The 21,322-nt window shown below is 63.9% G+C and carries 19 protein-coding genes and 1 pseudogene; 7 read left to right on the top strand and 13 right to left on the bottom strand.

The window, feature by feature from the left end:
- Positions 1-36: 36 nt before the first annotated feature.
- From nagA to ACG873_RS26235, 4 genes are read right to left on the bottom strand one after another with little or no spacing between them, the layout of a single operon-like run.
- Positions 37-1,203 (bottom strand): N-acetylglucosamine-6-phosphate deacetylase, encoded by a 1,167-nt coding sequence (gene nagA, locus ACG873_RS26250; protein ID WP_394888692.1) that lies wholly within the window; start codon positions 1,201-1,203, stop codon positions 37-39.
- On the bottom strand, positions 1,200-2,210 hold the full coding sequence (locus tag ACG873_RS26245) for an SIS domain-containing protein (protein WP_394893705.1): 1,011 nt from the start codon (positions 2,208-2,210) through the stop codon (positions 1,200-1,202). Before ACG873_RS26245 ends, nagA begins: the two co-directional genes overlap by 4 nt.
- A gap of 14 nt (positions 2,211-2,224) precedes the next feature.
- Positions 2,225-3,013: a GntR family transcriptional regulator gene (locus ACG873_RS26240; protein ID WP_394888691.1), complete on the bottom strand. Its 789-nt coding sequence runs from the start codon at positions 3,011-3,013 to the stop codon at positions 2,225-2,227.
- Positions 3,006-3,890, bottom strand: coding sequence for a BadF/BadG/BcrA/BcrD ATPase family protein (locus tag ACG873_RS26235; RefSeq protein ID WP_394888690.1), 885 nt, complete (start codon positions 3,888-3,890; stop codon positions 3,006-3,008). The genes ACG873_RS26240 and ACG873_RS26235 overlap by 8 nt, the downstream gene beginning before the upstream one ends.
- 199 nt (positions 3,891-4,089) lie before the next feature.
- Here ACG873_RS26235 and ACG873_RS26230 point away from each other — a divergent pair.
- The 7 genes and pseudogenes from ACG873_RS26230 to ACG873_RS26200 all read left to right on the top strand — a co-directional run.
- Positions 4,090-4,983 (top strand): annotated as a pseudogene (locus ACG873_RS26230) (N-acetylmuramic acid 6-phosphate etherase); the annotation flags it as partial.
- A gap of 66 nt (positions 4,984-5,049) precedes the next feature.
- Positions 5,050-6,315, top strand: coding sequence for an ABC transporter substrate-binding protein (locus ACG873_RS26225; protein ID WP_394893704.1), 1,266 nt, complete (start codon positions 5,050-5,052; stop codon positions 6,313-6,315).
- A gap of 268 nt (positions 6,316-6,583) precedes the next feature.
- On the top strand, positions 6,584-7,507 hold the full coding sequence (locus ACG873_RS26220; RefSeq protein ID WP_394888689.1) for a carbohydrate ABC transporter permease: 924 nt from the start codon (positions 6,584-6,586) through the stop codon (positions 7,505-7,507).
- Between the two features lie 199 nt (positions 7,508-7,706).
- Positions 7,707-8,546: a carbohydrate ABC transporter permease gene (locus tag ACG873_RS26215; RefSeq protein ID WP_394888688.1), complete on the top strand. Its 840-nt coding sequence runs from the start codon at positions 7,707-7,709 to the stop codon at positions 8,544-8,546.
- A gap of 169 nt (positions 8,547-8,715) precedes the next feature.
- Positions 8,716-9,780 carry a Gfo/Idh/MocA family protein gene (locus tag ACG873_RS26210; protein ID WP_394888687.1) on the top strand — a complete coding sequence of 355 codons (1,065 nt, stop codon included), beginning with the start codon at positions 8,716-8,718 and terminating at the stop codon, positions 9,778-9,780.
- Positions 9,781-9,799: 19 nt separating this feature from the next.
- Positions 9,800-10,804: an ABC transporter ATP-binding protein gene (locus tag ACG873_RS26205; protein WP_394888686.1), complete on the top strand. Its 1,005-nt coding sequence runs from the start codon at positions 9,800-9,802 to the stop codon at positions 10,802-10,804.
- 166 nt (positions 10,805-10,970) lie between these two features.
- Positions 10,971-12,200, top strand: coding sequence for an adenylate/guanylate cyclase domain-containing protein (locus tag ACG873_RS26200; protein ID WP_394888685.1), 1,230 nt, complete (start codon positions 10,971-10,973; stop codon positions 12,198-12,200).
- A 366-nt stretch (positions 12,201-12,566) separates the two neighbouring features.
- On the opposite strand, the gene ACG873_RS26195 is transcribed toward ACG873_RS26200, so the two are convergent.
- The 9 genes from ACG873_RS26195 to dnaK form a co-directional block, all read right to left on the bottom strand.
- Entirely contained in the window at positions 12,567-13,184 is a 618-nt protein-coding gene (locus tag ACG873_RS26195) for a transglutaminase-like cysteine peptidase (RefSeq protein WP_394888684.1), read from the bottom strand.
- 193 nt (positions 13,185-13,377) lie between these two features.
- The gene (locus ACG873_RS26190; protein ID WP_394888683.1) at positions 13,378-14,655 is read right to left on the bottom strand and encodes a polyhydroxyalkanoate depolymerase; all 1,278 of its coding nucleotides are present in this window, start codon (positions 14,653-14,655) and stop codon (positions 13,378-13,380) included.
- A gap of 216 nt (positions 14,656-14,871) precedes the next feature.
- A complete protein-coding gene (locus ACG873_RS26185) occupies positions 14,872-15,159 on the bottom strand; it encodes a DUF1330 domain-containing protein (protein ID WP_394888682.1) in 288 nt (95 codons plus the stop codon).
- 47 nt (positions 15,160-15,206) lie between these two features.
- Entirely contained in the window at positions 15,207-15,905 is a 699-nt protein-coding gene (gene pyrF / locus ACG873_RS26180; protein ID WP_394888681.1) for an orotidine-5'-phosphate decarboxylase, read from the bottom strand.
- Positions 15,902-16,492, bottom strand: a complete 591-nt coding sequence (locus tag ACG873_RS26175; RefSeq protein WP_394888680.1) for a histidine phosphatase family protein — start codon at positions 16,490-16,492, stop codon at positions 15,902-15,904. Before ACG873_RS26175 ends, pyrF begins: the two co-directional genes overlap by 4 nt.
- On the bottom strand, positions 16,489-17,079 hold the full coding sequence (locus tag ACG873_RS26170; protein WP_394888679.1) for an NADPH-dependent FMN reductase: 591 nt from the start codon (positions 17,077-17,079) through the stop codon (positions 16,489-16,491). Before ACG873_RS26170 ends, ACG873_RS26175 begins: the two co-directional genes overlap by 4 nt.
- A gap of 105 nt (positions 17,080-17,184) precedes the next feature.
- On the bottom strand, positions 17,185-17,793 hold the full coding sequence (gene pmtA, locus ACG873_RS26165; protein ID WP_394888678.1) for a phospholipid N-methyltransferase PmtA: 609 nt from the start codon (positions 17,791-17,793) through the stop codon (positions 17,185-17,187).
- A gap of 95 nt (positions 17,794-17,888) precedes the next feature.
- Positions 17,889-19,016: a molecular chaperone DnaJ gene (dnaJ, locus tag ACG873_RS26160; protein WP_394888677.1), complete on the bottom strand. Its 1,128-nt coding sequence runs from the start codon at positions 19,014-19,016 to the stop codon at positions 17,889-17,891.
- 191 nt (positions 19,017-19,207) lie between these two features.
- Positions 19,208-21,124: a molecular chaperone DnaK gene (gene dnaK / locus ACG873_RS26155; RefSeq protein ID WP_394888676.1), complete on the bottom strand. Its 1,917-nt coding sequence runs from the start codon at positions 21,122-21,124 to the stop codon at positions 19,208-19,210.
- Positions 21,125-21,322: the final 198 nt, after the last annotated feature.

Raw genomic sequence — 21,322 nt, 5'->3', positions numbered from 1 at the left:
TGATGTGTCGCGCAATGTCGTTACGGACCGCAGGAACTATGGTGCGGCTTCGAAAACCTTGTCGCCTTCGATCCAGACCCCGCGCACGTCCAGCCCGTCCGACAGGTGCACGATATTAGCCGCAGCTCCCGGCGAGAACCGGCCGTGGCGATTGCCCTGGCCGATGCTTTGCGCGGGGTAGAGCGAGGCCATGCGCAGCGCCTCGCCGAGTTCAACGCCGATCTCTCTGTGCATGAAGCGCACGGCGGAAATCATGTCGAGATCGGCGCCGGCCAGCGTGCCGTCCTCCAGTGTCAGGCGGCCGTTTTCGCGCCTTATGGTGCGGCCGTTCAGCGTGAAGGATGTCATGTCCGTGCCGATCGTCGCCATGGCGTCGGTGACGAGGAATATCTTTCCGGGCCCTTTTTTCGCGCGCAAGGCGATGCCGATCGTGGCCGGATCGACATGGATGCCGTCGGCAATCAGCCCGCATGACAGCGCGCCGGCATCGAGCGCGGCGCCGACCAGACCCGGCTCGCGATTGCCGATCTGGCTCATCGCATTGAAGAGATGCGTCACCATCGACGCGCCTGCTTCAGCCGCGGTCGCGGCCAGCGCATAGCCGGCGTCGGAATGGCCGAGGCTCACCACGACGCCGCCGGCCGTCAGGTTCGCGATTTGCCAGGCGGCCACGGTCTCGGGAGCCACGGTGGTCAAAAGCACCGGCAACCTTACGCGCGCCGCAATCAGCGCCGCCGCGTCGGCCTCGCTCATCGGGCGGATCAGCGCCGGATCGTGTGCGCCCTTGCGGGCGATCGACAGATGCGGGCCTTCGAGGTGAAGCCCGAGGAAGCCTGGTATCTTCCGCCCGGTCGCCTCGGCTCCGGCGGCGATCGCCTGCGCGGTAATTTCGGGCGTATCGGTGATCAGCGTTGGCAGCAGCGCCGTGGTTCCGAACGGCGCATGCGCCCGGCAGATGGTGCGGATCGTCTCGGCATCCGGGCGGTCGTTGAACATGACGCCCCCGCCGCCATTGACCTGGACATCGACGAAGCCCGGCGCAAGCAGGCCGCCGCCCGCATCGATGATCTCTGTTCCCGCCGGGACTTTTCCACGCGCAACGACAGCCTCGATCGTGCCGTCTCGGATGATGAGTGCGGCATCCTCATGCCAGACTTCGCTGTCGAAGATGGTTGCGCCCCTTATGGCGAACGGTCCGCTCATAGCGTTTCGGTCACCTTGCGCAGGTTGGGCGGCTCGTCCGGGTTCAGTCCGCGATGGCGCGCGAACGCCTCGACGAAACCGTAGAAGGAGACGATCAGCGCCAGCGGGTCGGTCAGCGGGTGCCCGGTGTCGACGTGGGGAATCTTTCTTGCCTTCGCCGCGAGGCCGGAGGTGATGAACACCGCAGCGCCCTTGCCGGAGAGGCCATCCGCCGCAGCCGCCATGGACGGTTCGGATGCGTCGCGCGCGGCGAGCGCCAGCACTGGAAAGCTCGGGCCCACCAGCGCCAGCGGTCCGTGCATGACCTCGGCCGCACTATAGGCCTCGGCGTGCATGGCGCAGGTTTCCTTGAATTTCAGCGCCGCCTCGCTGGCGATCGCGAAGGAAGGCCCGCGCCCGAGGATGAACAGCGAATTCTGGCCGGTCAGCGCGGCCGAAATCTCCATCCAGTCGCATTCGACCGCCTTGCGAAAATGTCCGGGCAACCGGCCGAGCGCGGCGAGCAACGCATCGTCGCCGGTACAATGCGCCATGAGAGCCAGGCCGGCGACCGCCGAATTGACGAAGGTCTTGGTCGCGGCGACGCTGCGCTCCGGGCCCGCCAGGATGTCGATGGCATGGTCGGAGGCGCGGGCGAGCGGCGAATCGGCGGTGTTGGTCAGCGCGATGGTCAGCGCGCCGGCATCGCGCGCGCTTTGCGCCATCGCGACGATGTCGGGGCTCTTGCCCGACTGCGAGATCGCCAGGCAGGCCGAGCCGGCGAGCTTCAGCTTCGCGCCGTAGATGGAGGCAATGGAGGGGCCGATCGAAGCGACGGCAATGCCGGCGGTAAGTTCCACCGCATATTTCATGAACGAGGCGGCGTGGTCGGAGGAGCCGCGCGCCACCGTGACCAGGAAGCCCGGATTGCGCTCGCGCACCCCGCGTCCCGCTTCGGCCAGCGCCTCCTTCGAGCCGTCGAGCAGGCGGGCGACGGCGTCTGGAATCTCGGCGATCTCGCGCCGCATATGCGTCATCGTGGTCAAGCCGCCGCTCCCGCATTGTCGGCGCGCCCGCTCAGGCGCAGTTCCGCGACGAAGTCGTATGCGTCGCCGCGGTATATAGAGCGGGTGAATTCTATCACCTTGCCGCTGGCAAGATAGGAAATCCGCTCGATGTTCAAGCTGGCGGAGCCCGCCGGCACGTCAAGCAGGCGGGCGTCGGCCTCGCCGAGATTGGCGGCGGAGATGCGCTGCACGGCGCGCACCGGGCGGTTGCCGGTTTTTTCCAGCGCCGCATAGAGCGAGGAGCCGACCGCGGCGGGATCGGGCAGTGCGGTCGCGGACAGCGACGCCCGCTCGATTGCCAGCGGCGTGTCGTTGGCGATGCGCAGGCGGCTGACGCGCGCCACGAACTCCTTCGACGACAGGCCGAGCACCATCATCTCGTCGGGCGAAGGCGGATAGATGCCGCGGTCCAGCCAGGTGGAGCGCACCGTCATGCCGCGCCTGGCCATATCCTCGGTGAAGGAGGTCAGCAGCGACAGCGACTGCTCCACGCGTTCCACGCGCGGTGCGACGAAGGTGCCGGAGCCGTGGCGCTGAACGAGGATGCCGCCCCTGACCAGATCCTGAACCGCCTTGCGCACCGTCACCCGCGAAACGTCGGCCTTGAGCGCGATGTCGCGCTCCGAGGGCAGCGCGTCGCCCGGTCCGATGATGCCGGCATGGACGGCGTCCTCGATGCTCTTCTTCAATTGCAGATAGAGCGGCGCGCCACGCTGGGCGGCGTTCCTGACGCTGGCGAATATCTGCTCGGCGGCGTCAGCCATCGGCCTTGCCTCCGCCCGGGCCGAACAGCCGCGCCGCCATCGCGACGGCTCCGCCCAGCGCATCCTGCAGCGGCGGGCGCACCATCGCCCGGTATTTTTGCGAAAGGCGCGGCTCCAGAAGCGGCGCAAGGCCGCCGAGCAGGCAGAGCGGATCGGCTTCGCGCAGGTCGAGCACGCCGAGCGAGGCCTCGATGTCGGATACGGCGCGGGCGAGAATCCGCTCGGCGAACGCGTCGCCCTTGGCGGCGTATTCGAACACCATGGGCGCGAAGCCGCCGAAATCGCCGGGCTTGGCTGTTGTCGTAAACTCGACGACGTCGCGCGGATTGCCCCTGAACACGGCAAGCAGTGCCTCGGTGAGCGGCGAGCCGTCGCGGATATGGTCGTAGGCGAGCATCGTTTCCTCGAGCAGGTCGCGGCCGATGCGGCCGCCGCTGCCCTGGTCGCCGATCAGAAAACCCCAGCCGCCGACGGTGCGGACCTGGCCGTCCCGGCGCACCATGAAGGCGGTGCCGGTGCCGAGCACGGCGATTGCGCCGTCGGCCTGGCCGAGCGCGCCTTCGAGCGCGATCAGCGCATCGCTCTCGACGACGCTTTTGCGGAAGGGAAGTATCGCCTCCAATTGCTGCCGGTAGGTGCCGACATTGCTGCCGGCGAGCCCGAGCAGGGCGGGAGTTTCGGGGATGAGGGCCGGGTCCCTGCCGGCGTCTAGGAAGGCGAGCCGCGCCGCCTCGACGATGTTGGCGCGCGCGCCGGTCAGGTCGGTGCGGATGTTGGCGGGTCCGCTCTTGGCGCGGCCGATGATCTCGCCGTCCAGGCCGGCCAGCGCCGCCCTGCAGCTTGTGCCGCCGCCATCTATGCCGAGCACCAGTTTCACGTCGAAAATCTCCTCCTCGGCGATAATACCAATAAAATACCAATAGCCAAGCGTTAATTTATTTGACCAACGCAGCTGGCGCCGATGTCGCTGAATAGATTGCAATTTATCGATCTTTAAGGCTACTGGCGACACAAATTCGTTAACGCCGCTGGACAAGTGGTATTTTTTTGGTATGGTCTGCCGAAGGAGGACGATAATGGCCGTTGCGCGTACCGAAGAGGTGCACAGGAATGCCGAGGGGCTCGACCTGCAGCCGCCGGCGACCGTCATCCGTCTTCTGCTCGACGCCCAGGTCGAGGCCGCCAACAGCGTTCGCGGTGCGGCCGACGATATCGCCCGGGCGGCCGGCGTCGCCGCGCATTGCCTCTCCCGCGGCGGGCGGCTTGTTTATGCGGCCGCGGGCAGCTCCGCGCTGATGGCGCTCGCAGACGCGCTCGAACTTCCTGGAACCTTCGGCATTTCGCGCGACCGCATCGTCATCCTTTTAGCCGGCGGCCTTGCCAGCCTCTCCGATCTCACCGGCGGTCCGGAAGACGATGCCGGCCAGGCAAAGCGGGAAATCGCAGCCGCCGGCGTTTCGAACAAGGATTGCGTGATCGCGGTCTCGGCCAGCGGTTCCACGCCCTATGCGGTCGGCGCGCTCGAAGAAGCGAAAAGCCGCGGCGCTTCCACGATCTCGATCGCCAACAATGCCGGGGCGCCGCTGACCACGCTCGCCGATGTCGGTATCGTGCTGCCGACGCCGCCGGAAATGGTGGCCGGCTCGACCCGGATGGGCGCCGGCACCGCGCAGAAGATCGCGCTCAACATGATGTCGACGCTGATGGCGATCCATCTCGGCCATGTGCATGACGGCTATATGGTTAATCTCAATCCCGACAATATCAAGCTGAAGGGCCGCGCCGCCCGCATCGTCGCGGCAATATCGGGCTGCACGGAGGCCGAAGCTGCGTCGTGGCTCGACGGGAGCGGCGGTTCGGTCAAGGCCGCGATCCTGCTTGCCGCAGGCGCCGCCAACCCGGACGCTGCAAGGGAACTGCTCGCGGAGACCGGCCAGAAACTCAGGCCGGCGCTTGCGAAACTCGAGGGAGCGCGGGCGCAATGTCCACGCCTCGTCATAACCGAACCTGAACAAGGTCAAACCAGGGAGACTGAAATGAGGAACAAGGCACTGACTACGCTTCTGATGGCGTCCAGCATTCTCGGCACGGCCGGGCTTGCTATCGCCCAGGACAAGACGATCACCATCGAAAGCTGGCGTAACGACGACCTCGCCATCTGGCAGGAAAAGCTGATCCCGGCCTTCGAGGCCAAGAACCCCGGCATCAAGGTGGTGTTCGCGCCGTCCGCCCCGACCGAGTACAACGCCGCGCTCAACGCCAAGCTCGATGCGGGCTCTGCGGGCGACCTCATCACCTGCCGTCCCTTCGACGCGTCGCTCGAACTCTACAACAAGGGCCACCTCGCCAATCTCGCCGACCTGCCCGGCATGGAGAACTTCTCCGATGTCGCCAAGTCTGCCTGGACCACCGACGACGGCGCGGCCGATTTCTGCGTCCCGATGGCGTCCGTCATCCACGGCTTCATCTACAACGCCGATGCCTTCCAGCAGCTGGGCATCACTGTGCCGGCCACCGAGGAAGAATTCTTCGCCGCGCTGGAGAAGATCAAGGCCGACGGCACCTACATTCCGATGGCTATGGGCACCAAGGACCTCTGGGAAGCCGCGACCATGGGCTACCAGAACATCGGCCCGAACTACTGGAAAGGCGAGGAAGGCCGTCTCGCGCTGATTAAGGGCGAGCAGAAGCTGACGGACCCGGCCTGGGTCGAGCCCTTTGCCACGCTCGCCAAGTGGAAGGACTATCTCGGCGACGGCTTCGAGGCGCAGAGCTATCCGGACAGCCAGAACCTCTTCACGCTCGGTCGCGCCGCCATCTACCCGGCCGGCTCGTGGGAGATCGCGCCGTTCCGCACCCAGGTCCAGGACACCTTCAAGATGGGCGCCTTCCCTCCGCCGGTGAAGGCCGCCGGCGACGAATGCTACATCTCCGACCATAACGATATCGCGATCGGCCTGAACTCGAAGAGCCCGAACGCCGACGCGGCCAAGACATTCCTGTCCTGGGTCGCTTCGCCGGACTTCGCCACGATCTACGCCAACGCGCTGCCGGGCTTCTTCAGCCTGTCCTCGACACCGGTGAAGATCGAAGATCCGCTCGCCCAGGAATTCGTGGCCTGGCGAGAGAAGTGCAAGTCGACCATCCGCTCGACCTACCAGATCCTGTCGCGCGGCACGCCTAACCTGGAGAACGAGACCTGGGTGAAGTCGGCCAATGTCATCAACGGCACCGAGACGCCGGAAGCGGCGGCCAAGGCACTGCAGGACGGCCTCGACAGCTGGTACAAGCCGGCTAAGTAAGGCTCCTCTTACCCTCCCCCTTGTGGGGAGGGTCGCGAACGAGTGAGCGGTGGGTGCATGCGATTGCTTCGCCCCGCCCAAATTCGATTGCCGGCGCTGCCCCTCACCCTTACCCTCTCCCCGTGAAGAACGGGGAGAGGGGGGTCGTCAGCGTTGCGGCCAGCTCTCCTCTCCCCGCTCTTGCGGGGAGAGGATGCCGGCAGGCAGGTGAGGGGCAGCTCTGTCTCCTGAGAATTGGCGCAAACCGGGAAGGCGCGAGACGACACGCATGGCTACCGAAATCAAAAAGCCAATCCGCTGGCACATCGCCGTGTTCCTGGCGCCGGCGGTGCTGGTCTATACGGCGGTCATGATCGTGCCGCTGTTCGGCACGCTGCAGCTTTCGCTGTTCAACGCCGAGGGCCAGACGCGCGTGTTTGCCGGCCTCGACAATTTCCGCACACTGTTCTTCGATCCGCGCTGGGCCGCGAGCTTCTGGAACGCGCTGTGGAACAACACGTGGTTCTTCATCATCCATATGCTGGTGCAGAACCCGATCGGCGTCGTGCTGGCAGCGCTCCTGTCGTCGCCCAGACTGCGCTTTTCCGCCTTCTACCGCACCGCCATCTTCATCCCGACCATCCTGTCCTTCGTCATCGTCGGCTTCGCCTGGAAGCTCATTCTCAGCCCGCTATGGGGCGTCGCGCCCAACCTGCTCGACCTCGTCGGGTTGAAAAGCCTGTTCACGCCGTGGCTCGGCAAGGAGCAATATGCGCTGACGACGCTCGGGCTGATTTCGGTCTGGCAGTTCGTCGGCATTCCGATGATGCTGATCTACGCTGCGCTGCTGTCGATCCCCGATGAGGTGATCGAGGCCGCCGAATGCGACGGCGTCACCGGCATGGCGCAGTTCTGGAAGATTAAGCTGCCGCTGATCCTGCCGTCGATCGGCATCATCTCGATCCTGACCTTCGTCGGCAATTTCAACGCCTTCGACCTGATCTATTCGGCGCAGGGCGCTCTCGCCGGACCGAATTTTTCGACCGACATTCTCGGCACCTTCCTCTACCGCACCTTCTTCGGCTTCCAGCTGCAAACCGGCGACCCGTACATGGGATCGACTATCGCCTCGATGATGTTCTTCATCATCCTCACCGGCGTATGTCTCTACCTGTTTGCCGTGCAAACGCGGCTGCGTCGATATCAGTTCTGAGGGGTGAGAAGATGAGCACGCCATGCGCCCCGATTCCTGGAACACCCCTCATCCGTCGCCTTCGGCGACACCTTCTCCCACAAGGGGAGAAGGGAGGAGCGCGTTCGTCCTTCTCCCGTTGTGGGAGAAGGTGGCCGACCCTGAGCTTGTCGAAGGGGAGGTCGGATGAGGAGTGCTCCAGCTTGGCGAGGACCGCCACATGAGCATCGCCACCCGCTCCGTCCCCCGCAGCATCGCCGCCCATGCCGTGCTGCTCGCCTATACGGCCATAGCGCTGTTTCCGGTCGTCGTCATCGTCGTCAACTCCTTTAAGTCGCGCAACGCGATCTTCCGCTCGCCGCTGGCGCCGCCCACGACCGAGACCTTCGACCTGATCGGTTACACGACGGTGCTGAACCAGGGCGATTTCTTCCTCTATTTCCAGAACAGTTTCATCGTCACCGTCATGTCGCTGTTCCTGGTGCTGCTGTTCGGCGCCATGGCGGCGTTCGCGCTGTCGGAATACCGCTTTCGCGGCAATTCGCTGATGGGCCTCTATCTGGCGCTGGGCATCATGATCCCCATCCGACTCGGCACGGTGGCGATCCTGCAGCTGATGGTGGCGAGCGGGCTGGTCAACACGCTGACCGCGCTGATCCTGGTCTACACGGCGCAAGGCCTGCCGCTCGCCGTATTCATCCTGTCGGAATTCATGAAGCAGGTCTCGGACGATTTGAAGAATGCCGGGCGCATCGACGGGCTTTCCGAATACCGCATCTTTTTCCGCCTCGTCCTGCCGCTGGTCAGACCCGCAATGGCGACGGTCGCGGTCTTCACCATGATCCCTATCTGGAACGACCTTTGGTTCCCGCTGATCCTCGCGCCCTCTGAGGCGACCAAGACCGTCACGCTCGGCGCGCAGCTCTTCATCGGCCAGTACGTCACCAACTGGAATGCGGTGCTGGCGGCACTTTCGCTGGCGATCCTGCCGGTGCTCGTCCTCTACCTCATCTTCTCGCGGCAGCTGATCCGCGGCATCACTTCGGGAGCTGTGAAGTGAGACAAGCACTCTCTTCAAAAGTTAGCGCCGCCCCTCACCCTTACCCTCTCCCCGTGAAAGACGGGGAGAGGGGGATCGCCGACGTCGAAGCTGTCCACCGGCAGGGCGGTGAGCGGCTGCGCCGACTTCCCAGTAAAGGCAGTTGGACATCGCAATTTGGAAGCCCGCAATGAACGCTGACAAACCCCTTCGCGTCCTCGTCGCCGGACTTGGAAACATGGGCCGCAGCCATGCGCTCGCCTATCACAACAACCCGGGCTTCGAGATCGTCTCGCTGGTCAACCGCTCGGACGTGCCGCTGCCCGCCGAACTCGGCGGCTACGAGATCCGCCGCTCCTTCGAGGATGCGCTGCGCGACCTCCAGCCCGACGTGGCCTCGATCAACACCTATTCCGACAGCCATGCCGATTATGCGGTCATGGCTCTGGAAACCGGCTGTCACGTCTTTGTCGAAAAGCCGCTCGCTACCACCGTCGCCGACGCCGAGCGCGTTGTCGCCGCAGCCAAGGCGAACGGCCGCAAACTCGCCATCGGCTATATTCTCCGCCATCATCCGTCATGGATGCGGCTGATCGAGGAAGCGCGTAAGCTCGGCGGCCCTTACGTCTTTCGCATGAATCTCAACCAGCAGTCCAGCGGATCGACCTGGCAGACGCACAAGGCGCTGATGCAAACGACCTCGCCGATCGTCGACTGCGGCGTCCACTATCTCGACGTGATGTGCCAGATCACCGACGCAAAACCTGTCGAGGTGCGCGGCATGGGCCTGCGGCTGACCGACGAGATCGACCCGTCCATGTACAATTACGGCCATCTGCAGGTGCTGTTCGACGACGGCTCGGTCGGCTGGTACGAGGCCGGCTGGGGGCCGATGATGTCGGAAACTGCTTTTTTCGTGAAGGACGTGATCTCGCCGCAAGGCTGCGTCTCGATAGTCATGAACGAGGGCGCGACGAAGTCGGACGACGTGGATGCCCATACCAAGACCAATATGATCCGCGTGCACAGCGCCGCGACCGGCGCGGACGGAAAGTTCGCATCTCCAGACCAGGAGCTTTCGATGACCGACGAGCCGGGTCACCAGGAGCTTTGCGACCGCGAGCAGGCCTTTTTGCTGAAGGCGGTCCGCGAGAACCTGGATTTGAACCGCCACATGGACGACGCTGTGAAATCGCTGCGCGTCTGCCTTGCGGCGGACGAAAGCGTGCGCTCCGGCCGCGCCGTCACCCTTTAGAAACTGGATCGGATTGGCCGTGGGCTCGCTGAAAATCGAAAACATCAGAAAATCCTTCGGCTCGGTCGAGGTGCTGAAAGGCATCGACCTGGAGGTGACGGACGGCGAGTTCGTCGTCTTCGTCGGGCCGTCCGGCTGCGGCAAGTCCACGCTGTTGCGCATCATCGCCGGGCTCGAGGATTCGACCTCCGGCAAGGTGCTGATCGACGGTAACGATGTCGGCAACGTCCCGCCGGCCAGACGCGGCATCGCCATGGTGTTCCAGACCTATGCGCTCTACCCGCATCTGACGGTGAAGAACAATATGAGCCTCGGCCTGAAGCAGGCCGGCGAACCCGCCGACGAGATCGCACGGCGCGTCGGCATCGCCTCCTCGATGCTGTCGCTTGAACCCTATCTGGAGCGCCGGCCGGCCGAGCTTTCCGGCGGCCAGCGCCAGCGCGTTGCCATCGGCCGCGCGGTGGTGCGCGAACCGAAGCTCTTTCTCTTCGACGAGCCGCTTTCCAATCTCGACGCCGCGCTGCGCGTCAATACGCGGCTCGAAATCGCGCAGCTGCACCGCCGCCTCGCCGCGACGATGGTCTACGTCACCCACGACCAGGTCGAGGCGATGACGCTGGCCGACAAGATCGTGGTGCTCAACAACGGCCAGATCGAGCAGGTCGGCGCACCGATGGAACTTTATAATTCGCCGGCAAACGAATTCGTCGCGAGCTTCATCGGCTCGCCCAAGATGAATTTTGTCGACGGCGCCCGGCTTGGCGAGACGGCCAAGACGCTCGGCGTCCGTCCCGAACACATCACCGTCGATCCCCATGCCGGCACCTGGAAAGGCACGGTCATCCACGCCGAGCATCTCGGCGCCGACACCAACCTCTATATCGACACGGAAAAGGCAGGCCTGCTGACAGTGCGTATCTTCGGCGTCTACGACGCCGAGCCCGGCGCGGCGATCTATGCCACGCCCGATCCGGCCAAAACCTATCGCTTTGGCGCCGACGGCAGGGTAATTGGCAGAGCGTGATCCCGAACCGAAGGTCCGCATAGCGAAAAGTTGCAGACTTTTCGGACAAGATCATGCCAGAAGTCAGCAGTTGGAGCCCCATTCCGATCCGGATCGGAATGGAAAAGGGCTCCAGCGCCGGTTGAAAGCTTGAGCCGGCACTGTAAATCAGTCGGCCGAGGCAAGCATGGACCGGGACGACATAGACAAAATAGCGGCATGGCTGGCCGATCGCGGGCTCGCCGGCGATGGCGAACTCGCGCTGCTACACGGCTTTTGCGAGCGCTGCGTGGAAGCGGGCCTCGCTCTTTCGCGGGCAGTCGCGATCATCGACACGCTGCATCCGGTCTATGAGGGCCGCGCGTTTTTCTGGGACCGCGACCGGCCGCTCGCAACGCCCGTTTCGGAATATGGGCCGAGCGACGACAGCTCCTATAGCGAGGAATGGCAGAGAAGTCCGTTCTACTATCTGCTGCAAAGCGAAGACAGCGAATTGCGCCGCCGCCTCGACGCGGGCGAGACGGAAGACTTCCCGCTGCTTGCGGAACTGCGGGCGGAAGGGCAGACCGACTATTTCGCGATGATCCAGCGCTTCAACCGGGAGGTCGCCATCGGCGAGATGGACTGCTTCATGTCGCGCTGGTCAACGGCGCAACCCGGCGGCTTCACAGACGCCGACCTTGCCGCGCTGCGCCGCCTGGTGCCCATGCTCGGACTGGCGATCAAATCGACATCGCTGGCGCGGGTGGCGGAATCGCTGGTCGAGGCCTATCTCGGCCGGGACGCCGGCCGGCGCGTGCTCCAGGGCCGCATGTCGCGCGGCGTGGTCGAAAAGATAAACGCCGTCCTGTGGTTTTCGGACATGCAGGGTTATACCGCGCTTTCCGAAAGCATCGCCTCCGACCAGTTGATCCCGCTGCTGGACGACTACGCCGAGGCGGTCATTTCGGCCGTCCACGGCGCCGGCGGCGACGTGCTCAAGCTCATCGGTGACGGCATACTGGCGATCTTCACCGCCGACGATCCCGAGGAGGCCTGCTGCTCGGCGCTGCGGGCCGAGGCGGAGCTGAGGTTGCGGCTGGCCGAGCTCAACGAGCGCCGCGAAGCCGAAGGAAGGCCGACCACGTCGATCTATCTCGGGCTGCATATCGGCGACGTCTTCTACGGAAACATTGGCAGCAAGGACCGGCTCGACTTCACCGTCGTCGGCCAGGCGGTGAACGAGGTGAGCCGCATCGCGTCGATGTGCAGTTCAGCCGATCGCGACGTTCTCTTTTCAGCCGCCTTCCGCGCGTCGCTGCCCGAAGCGGAGGGGGCGAAGCTCGTCTCGGTGGGCCGCTACGCGTTGCGCGGCGTTGGCCGCGCCCAGGAATTGTTCACGCTCGATCCGGAACTGGCGGTTTTCCCTCCCCCATGAGGGAAGCTATCGCATATGGAAAGCACGGCGCTGACGACCCCCTCCCTTGTGGGGAGGTAAAGAGGATATGGGATTTCCTGCCTGATTTGACGCAAAAGAAGGGCAATTCGGAGACGATCGGCGCGGTTCTCACCCCCACCCAACCATCTAGCGCATCGGGAAGCGCGATGTGCGGATTCAAAGTCTTACAGCGTCCTTTGCGCGGCTAAGAAGACGCGCGGCGCCGTAAGGTGCACGACGGATCAAGGCTGGGGGACGGTTCGAACGTCTCGCGGAGATCGGGGCCAGGCGGCGGCATAGCAAAATCGCCTGGCAGAACCACCGCCGTTACGATTCCGCCGGATAGCATCTTGTGGACTGGAGGCGCTATTCGACCGAGCCGACCAGCGGCGCCTGACCTGTCCGGATGCTCACCCAACGCCCGGTGTGATCGCTCGCCTGCCGCTTCAGGAAGCGGTAGCCGGTGTTGTTCCACTGGCGCACGACATCGGAGAGATTGTCGAGAACGAAATCGCCCTTGTCGGTCCGGATGGTCAGGATGGCGTGGCCTTCGCCGTCGGACTTGCGCACGACGGTGATGAGCAGGTTCGACAGCGACACGCCCTTACTGTTCAGGGTGCGGCGCTTTTCGAGCACGTAGTCCTCGCAGTCGCCGACGCCTTTCGGATAGGCCCAGACCTCGTCCTTGCCGTAAATGTCGAAATCATTCATCGGCCGGATGGCGTGGTTGATGGCGATATTGACGTCCACCAGCTTTTTCCAGAGCGCGCCGGTCATCGTCTCCGGCCCGAGGTCCCGGGTCCGGATGGCGCACTCGGCCGGAGCGCTCTTGCAGAATTCGTAATGTCCGATCGGCTGTGAGGTCAGCCCGCCGGTCGTCATCGGCGCCGCCGCATATGCCTGATTCATGGAGCAGGCGGCCATCGCCGCCGCCAACAGTCCGGCGCGCATTGCTGCGCACCGCGCCTTTGCACTGGAGTCCATGCCCGTTTCGCCCCGCATTTTTATTAATGAAACGTTAAGGGCGATTTGCGGGACATGTCAATTATTGAAGCCGGCTGATTGCCCGCCATGGTTACTGTCGGGCCGATGGCGCGACGAATTTGCAACATAATGGGACAGGCATGCGCGCCATCCTGCGCAATCCAAGAACCGCGCGCAGGTTATCGGGCCAGGCTTACGCCTTGGCTGCCCGAACGAGGCGCGGCCGGGCCGGTATCCTGGTCTGGCGGCCATAGCTGTTGATGAAATCGGCGATGCGCGGCACGATCTCGGCGCGAAAGCGCGAGCCGTTGAAGACGCCGTAATGCCCGACTGCGGGTTGCATGTAGTGGGCGCGCCTGTCGTCGGGAATATTGACGCAAAGGTCATGTGCGGCCTTGGTCTGGCCGATTCCCGAAATATCGTCGTTCTCGCCCTCGATCGTCAGCAGCGCCACATTGCGGATCGCGGCCGGATCGACCGGCACGCCGCGATGGGTCATCTCGCCCTTCGGCAGCGCATGGCGCACGAACACCGTGTCGACTGTCTGCAGATAGAATTCGGCCGTAAGATCCATGACCGCGAGGTATTCGTCGTAGAAGTCGCGGTGCTTCTCGGCGCCGTCGCCGTCATTCTTCACAAGGTGCATGAAGAAGTCCTTGTGCGCGGTGATGTGCCGGTCGAGATTCATGCTCATGAAGCCCGAGAGCTGCAGGAAACCCGGATACACGTCGCGGGTGAAGCCCGGAACCGGCCACGGAACCTGCATGATGACGTTGTCGCGAAACCAGTCGATGCCCTTTTCCTCGGCGAGCAGGTTGACTGCCGTCGGATTGCGTCTGGTGTCGATCGGCCCACCCATCAGCGTCATTGTCGACGGCGCGAAAGGATCCTCGCGCGCCTCCATGAGCGCGGCCGCCGCCAGCACCGGCACCGAGGGCTGGCAGACGGCCATGACATGGGTGTCCGGGCCGAGCGCGTGCAGCATGTCGATGATGTAGTCGATGTAGTCGTCGAGATCGAACCGGCCTTCAGATACCGGAACCATGCGCGCGTCCGTCCAGTCCGTGACATAGACGTCGGCATGCGGCATCATCGCCTCGACCGTGCCTCGCAGCAGCGTTGCATAGTGGCCGGACATCGGAGCGACGATCAGGAGCTTCGGATCGGGCCGGCGGCCTGCGGGCACCGCCCGTTCGAAGTGGATCAGGTTGCAGAAGGGCCGCGACCAGACGATCCTCTCCGTCACCGGCACCGTTTTCCAGTCGACGACAGTCTCGTCGAGACCGAAGCTCGGCTTGCCGTAGCGCCGCGTCGTTCTCTCGAACAGTTCGGCAGTCGCGGCGACTGACCGGCCCCAATGCGTGTGAGAGAACGGGTTGAGCGGATTGGAGTAGAAGAGTTTTACGGCGTCGGCGTAGGCCCTTAAGGGCTGCACGGCGGCGTGATTCATCTCGTACAGCTGGTAAAACATCAATACCCCGTCGCCGTCGATTTCCGAATCGGCCGGCCTTGAGACCGGCTCTGATCATTAGGCAACGAAGTTAACAACCTTTTGTTGCGGCGCAATAGTTCACGCCGCGTTATTTATTCTCATCCTTTCGTCTAAGCTGTTGAAAACCGCACGATACTGCAAATTCGCGCGCGGCTCGCGCCTTCTGCGATGCAAAATCGCAGGTCGAAGACAGCTTCAGGCTCCCTCAACCAAGACGATTTCGCCATCGGCGAATCGCTGCCGGATGGCCTTGGCAGCCTGATATTCGGGCGAGTTGTAGCATTCCCTAGCCGCCGCGAGCGACGGGAACTCTATGATGACATTGCGCGCACGCGCCGTGCCTTCCGCCGCTTCATGGACGCCGCCGCGCGCCAGGAAATGGGCTCCGAAGCGCTCGAAGGCAGGCTTCGCCGCCGCAACATAGCCTTTGTAGCCTTCGGTGTCGCGAACATCGACCCGGGCGATCCAGTATCCTTTTGGCATTTGTTTCCTCTCTGTTGCCTCTTGCGGCTGGCCGCAGCCAATCCCGCTCAGCCCCGGTCCATTTCCTCGAGAATAGCCCGCGCCGCGGCGCGCCGGTCAACCGAGGCGACGATCGGCCTGGCGACGACGAGATGGCTTGCGCCGGCGCGAATGGCGTCGCGCGGCGTGACCACGCGCTTCTGGTCGCCATGGTCGCTGCCGGCGGGACGGATGCCCGGCGTGACCACTGCAAGCCCCGGGCCGACGATCTTTCGCACCGCCGCCGCCTCGCCGGCCGAGCAGACGACGCCCCCCATGCCGGCGGCCAGCGCCTGTTCTGCCCGGCGGAGCACCAGCGTGTGCGGGTCGTACTCGTAGCCCGCCTCGATCATGTCAGCTTCGTCCATAGAGGTCAGCACGGTGACACCGAGCAGGCAGAGGCCGGTGCCCCTGGCAGCCTCGACGGCCGCCCGCATCGCCTTGGGATAGGCATGCAGCGTCAGCATGGAGACGCCCATCCGGGCGACGTTTTCGACGCCCTTGGCGACGGTGTTGTCGATATCCAGGAGCTTCATGTCGAGGAACACGTTCGTGCCGCCGGCCGCCAACTCACGGGCAAGGTCGAGACCGCCGGCGAAAGCGAGTTGATAGCCGATCTTGTAGAAGGAAACGACGCCGTCGAGTTCCTCCACCACTTTGCGGGCTTCGGCCAATGTCGGCACGTCGAGACCAACGATCAGGCGGTCCCGCGTCAGGTTCCCCGTCATCCAAGCTCTCCCGTGAAAGTCTCGACCGGCGTCCAATCGCACAGAAGACGGCGGTCGGAAAGCCGAAACGCAAAGACATTGCCGCCACCGGCCGGCTGGTCGGTCGAGCGCGCAATCGGCGCGCCGGCGAGATGGCACTTCAGCAGCGTTCCCACGCCGCCATGCCCGACAAAGGCGATGGGCCGATCAGGCGGCCAGCCTTCAAGCGCAGCGTCGAAGGCCGCAACGATGCGGGCCTGGGCGTCGATCGCGCGCTCCCAGCCGCGAAAACTCTGTTGCGGATTGGCGAAGAACCAGTCGGCGGCCTTCTCGAATTCGGGCGGCGGCAGGTAGCCGGTCGCCGAGCGGTCGTTTTCGCCTGTCTCCGCAACAGTCCGGAATTCGACGCCGGCGGCGTCGGCGAGTATCGCCGCCGCTTCTGTCGCCTTGCGTTCGACGCTCGAGACGATCCCGGCGAGCGAGTGCACCCACGGCCGCTGCCGGATTGCGAGAAGGCGGGTGCGGCCGGTCTCCGACAGCCCCCATTCCGGGACGGGAACCGACGCGTCGACCAATACCTGCGGATGCGTGAGATAGACGCCGATCACCCGTCGGCCCTCAGCGACATCATTTTCGCGCGTTCGATCAGCGTGCGCACCACGGTTTCCATACGGCGGCGCAGATGCTCGTCCTTGAACTGCCCGGTCTCATCGAAGGCTTCTTGCGCGCGCGGCACCGAGCATTGCGGGGTGATGATCTCAACGCCGCAATTCATCAGCACCGAACGCAGATGGTAGAGGCCGCGCGCCCCGGCGAAATTGCCGTCGGACGACGAGCACAGCGCCGCGATCTTGCCGGCATAGGGCTTGAACGGCCGCCCGCCGTCCTTGTGAATCCGGCTGACCCAGTCGATCGTGTTCTTGAGCAGCGGCGGGATGGAGGAATTGTATTCGGGACTGGCGATCAGCAATCCGTCATGAGCGGCGATGAGACGCGCCAGTTTGAAGGCATTCTCGGGAACGCCTTTCTCGACTTCGAGATCCTGGTCCATGATCGGCAGGGGATAGTCGGCAAGCGAGATGCGGGTGACTTCCGCGCCCTGCAGCGCAAGCTCCTTCGTCGCCGCGTCTGCGGTCTTTCCGCTGTAGGCGCCGGTGCGGATCGAGCCGGCAAAGACGAGAATTTTGGGATTCATAAGCGCTCTCCTGCCCCCCACGGGTATAGGCGAAGCGGCGCTGGAATCAATCAGGAACACGCGATTTGAAGGGGGATGGCTCGGCTTCTGGAGCCGGCGCAAAGCTCAGTTGCGCTTGCGGCGGCGGTAGACCCAGAGCTGCGTCGGCGGAATGTTGCGGATGACGAAGTCGAAATGCTCAACGCTGTAATCGCCGAGGCCGGGTGGTACCGGAGATTTCGGTCCGTAGGTCAACTGGATCACCGGCCGGCCCTCGGGAATACGATCGAGCAGGTCGTTGAGATAGGCAACGCGGCGGGGAACCGGAAAGTTGAGCAGCGGTACGCCCGAAACCACCGAATCGAATTTCGTGTCGCGCATCGCGCCGAGCGTATTGTCCAGGTCGAAGGCGTCGCCCTCGATGACGTTGACGCCAGGATAGTTGCGCCGGAGATGGACGACGAAATCGGCGGAATATTCCACCGCGTAGAGGTTTTCCGGCTTGACGCCGCGCGCGAGGATGGCGCGAGTGATGACGCCGGTGCCCGGCCCGACCTCGAGCACGGGAAGGCCTGAGGAAACATCGATGACCGAGGCCATGCGCCTGGCGGTGACCGAACTGGTCGGCACGATCGAGCCGACGGCCTTCGGCTTGTCGATCCATCCCTTGAAGAAGCGAAGCTCGTCGTCGAACTTCTCCGCCAGCGTCTTGCGTATTTCAGACCCGCGTCGCATGGCGTTTCTCCTCCGACTTTACGTTGCGGATACTTAGCAGCAAACTGGTCCAAAGCAAGGCGGCGTCTGGCGTATGATCCAACCGCAGCAGGCGGTCAGCTCTCGCCGAAGGATTCGAAAAAGTCCTTCATCCGGGCAAAGAAACCGCTCGACTGCGGAGAATTCTCCTTGGAGGAAAGCTGCTCGAATTCCTCCAGCAATTCGCGTTGGCGCTTGGTCAGGTTTTGCGGCGTTTCGACCACGGTCTGGATGTAGAGGTCGCCAATATTGGGCTGGCGCAGCACCGGCATGCCCTTGCCCTTGAGGCGGAACTGGCGGCCGCTCTGCGTTCCTTCCGGCACCTTGACGCGGGTCTGGGTGCCGTCGAGCGTCGCCACCTCGAAGGACCCGCCCAAAGCGGCCGTGGTCATCGAGATCGGAACCTTGCAGTAGAGATCGGCGCCGTCGCGCTGGAAGAATTCGTGCGGCTTGACCGAAAGGAAGATGTAGAGGTCGCCGGGCGGTCCGCCGCGCAAGCCGGCCTCGCCCTCGTTGGCAAGCCTGATGCGCGTACCGTCCTCGATGCCGGCCGGAATGTTGACCGACAGCGAGCGCTCTTCGGTGACCCGGCCTTGGCCGGCGCATTTCGGGCATGGGTCCTTGATGGTCTGGCCGCGGCCCTGGCATTGCGGACAGGTGCGCTCGATGGAGAAGAAACCCTGGCTGGCGCGCACCTTGCCGTGGCCGGCGCACATGGTGCAGGTCACAGGCTGGGTGCCGGGCTTGGCGCCGGTGCCGGAGCATTCGGCGCAGGCGATCGACGCCGGCACGCAGATCTGCGCCGTCTTGCCGGTGAAGGCCTCCTCGAGCAGGATTTCCATATTGTAGCGCAGGTCGGCGCCGCGCTCGCGTCCGGAAGACGAGCGGCGCTGGCGCCCACCCATCATCTCGCCGAAAATGTCCTCGAAAATATCGGAGAACCCACCACCGCCGAAGCCATGGCCGTTGCCCATGCCGCCATTCTCGAACGCCGCATGGCCGAACCGGTCGTAGGCCGCCCGCTTCTGCGGGTCCTTCAGCGTCTCATAGGCTTCGCCGATTTCCTTGAATTTGTGCTCGCAGGCGGCGTCGCCTGGGTTACGGTCGGGATGAAATTGCATCGCCAGCTTGCGGAAGGCAGCCTTCAGCTCCTTCTCATCTGCGCCCCTCTGGACCCCGAGGGTCTCGTAGAAATCAGCCTTCATTTTTTCCCGCTGTCCGGATAATCGATGTCTGGTCGCATCGCTGGCCCGCTTCGGTTCGGCAGATGGCTTCCGATTTAGTAAGCCAAAGCCGCCGATTCCATAGCTTCCGGGGCCTTGTGCAATTTTTTTGGTTTGTCCGAAAAAGGCCCGGCATCACGCCAGGCCTTTTTCGTCAGCTTGCTTCAAGGCAATCAGGCCGACTTCTTCTTGTCTTCGTCCTCGTCGATTTCCTCGAAATCGGCGTCGACCACGTCGCTGTCCTTCGCGGCATCCGCCTTGGCGTCAGCCTCGGCGGCCTCCTTCTGCGAGGCCTCGTACATGGCCTGCCCAAGCTTCATCGAAGCTTCGGCGAGACTCTGGCTCTTGGCGTTGATCTCGTCGACGTCGTCGCCCTCGGACACGGTCTTCAGCGCGGCGATTGCATCGGAGATCGCGGTGCGGTCGGCTTCCGAAACCTTGTCGCCAAATTCCTTCAGCGACTTCTCGGACGAATGCACCAGCGCCTCGGCCTGGTTGCGGGCCTCGACCAGCGCCCGGCGCTTCTTGTCGCTCTCGGCATTGACCTCGGCGTCCTTGACCATCTTCTCGATATCGGCGTCGGACAGGCCGCCCGAAGCCTGGATGCGGATCTGGTGCTCCTTGCCGGTGCCCTTGTCCTTGGCCGAGACGTTGACGATGCCGTTGGCGTCGATGTCAAAGGTGACCTCGATCTGCGGCACGCCGCGCGGCGCCGGAGGAATGCCGACCAGGTCGAACTGGCCGAGCGCCTTGTTGTCGGCCGCCATTTCGCGTTCGCCCTGGAAGACCCGGATGGTCACGGCGGACTGCAGATCCTCGGCCGTCGAGAACACCTGGCTCTTCTTCGTCGGGATCGTGGTGTTGCGTTCGATCAGGCGTGTAAAGACGCCGCCCAGCGTCTCGATGCCGAGCGAGAGCGGGGTGACGTCGAGCAGCAGCACGTCCTTGACGTCGCCCTGCAGCACGCCGGCCTGGATGGCAGCGCCCAGCGCCACCACCTCGTCGGGGTTGACGCCCTTGTGCGGCTCCTTGCCGAAGAACTGCTTCACCACTTCCTGGACCTTGGGCATGCGCGTCATGCCTCCGACCAGAACTACTTCGTCGATCTCGCCCGCCTTCATGCCGGCATCCTTGAGAGCGGCCTTCAGCGGCTCGACGGTGCGCTGCACGAGATCATCGACGAGGCTCTCGAACTTGGCGCGGGTGAGCTTCATGGTCAGGTGCTTCGGACCCGACTGGTCGGCGGTGATGAAAGGCAGGTTGATTTCGGTCTGCGAAGCGGAAGACAGCTCGATCTTGGCCTTTTCCGCGGCTTCCTTGAGGCGCTGCAGGGCGAGCTTGTCGTTCTTCAGGTCGATGCCCTGCTCCTTCTTGAACTCGGAGGCCAGGTATTCAACCAGGCGCATGTCGAAGTCCTCGCCGCCGAGGAAGGTGTCGCCGTTGGTCGACTTCACCTCGAAGACGCCGTCGCCGATCTCGAGCACGGAAATATCGAAGGTGCCGCCGCCAAGGTCATAGACCGCGATCGTCTTGCCTTCCTTCTTGTCGAGACCGTAGGCGAGGGCTGCCGCGGTCGGCTCGTTGATGATGCGCAGCACTTCGAGCCCGGCGATCTTGCCGGCGTCCTTGGTGGCCTGACGCTGGGCGTCGTTGAAATAGGCGGGAACGGTGATGACGGCCTGCGTGACCTTCTCGCCGAGATAAGCCTCGGCGGTTTCTTTCATCTTCTGGAGGATCATGGCCGAAATCTGCGAAGGCGACTGCTTCTTGGCGCCGGCCTCTACCCAGGCGTCGCCATTGTCACCCTTCACGATCTTGTAAGGGACGAGCTTCTTGTCCTTCTCGGTAACCGGATCGTCGTAGCGGCGGCCGATGAGGCGCTTCACCGCAAAGATGGTGTTTTCCGGATTGGTCACCGCCTGGCGCTTTGCCGGCTGCCCGACGAGGCGTTCGTCGCTGTCGGTGAAGGCGACGATGGAGGGCGTGGTGCGCGCGCCTTCCGCATTCTCGATGACTTTAGCGTCCTTGCCGTCCATGACGGCGACGCAGGAATTGGTCGTTCCCAGATCGATACCGATTACTTTGGCCATTTCGTTCTCTCCGCTAAGCAGGCTGTCAGGACCCGTTGAGGCGTTCCCGCGGCAGCCCCTGTTCACAAGATTTTCGTCCGGCCGGGCGGTATTTGCCGCACGCCGAACGAATGTGGCGCGTATATAAGAACAGGCTTGCCTAGGCGCAAGCGCCCTGCGGAAATCTGCGGCGAGGAGGAAGCCTTATTGGAGCCGGGC

This window comes from Allomesorhizobium aridi (assembly GCF_043769475.1).
Classification (GTDB): Bacteria; Pseudomonadota; Alphaproteobacteria; order Rhizobiales; family Rhizobiaceae; genus Allomesorhizobium.
The sequence above is the reverse complement of the archived record's forward strand: the minus strand, read 5'-3'. Positions and strand labels throughout refer to the sequence as shown.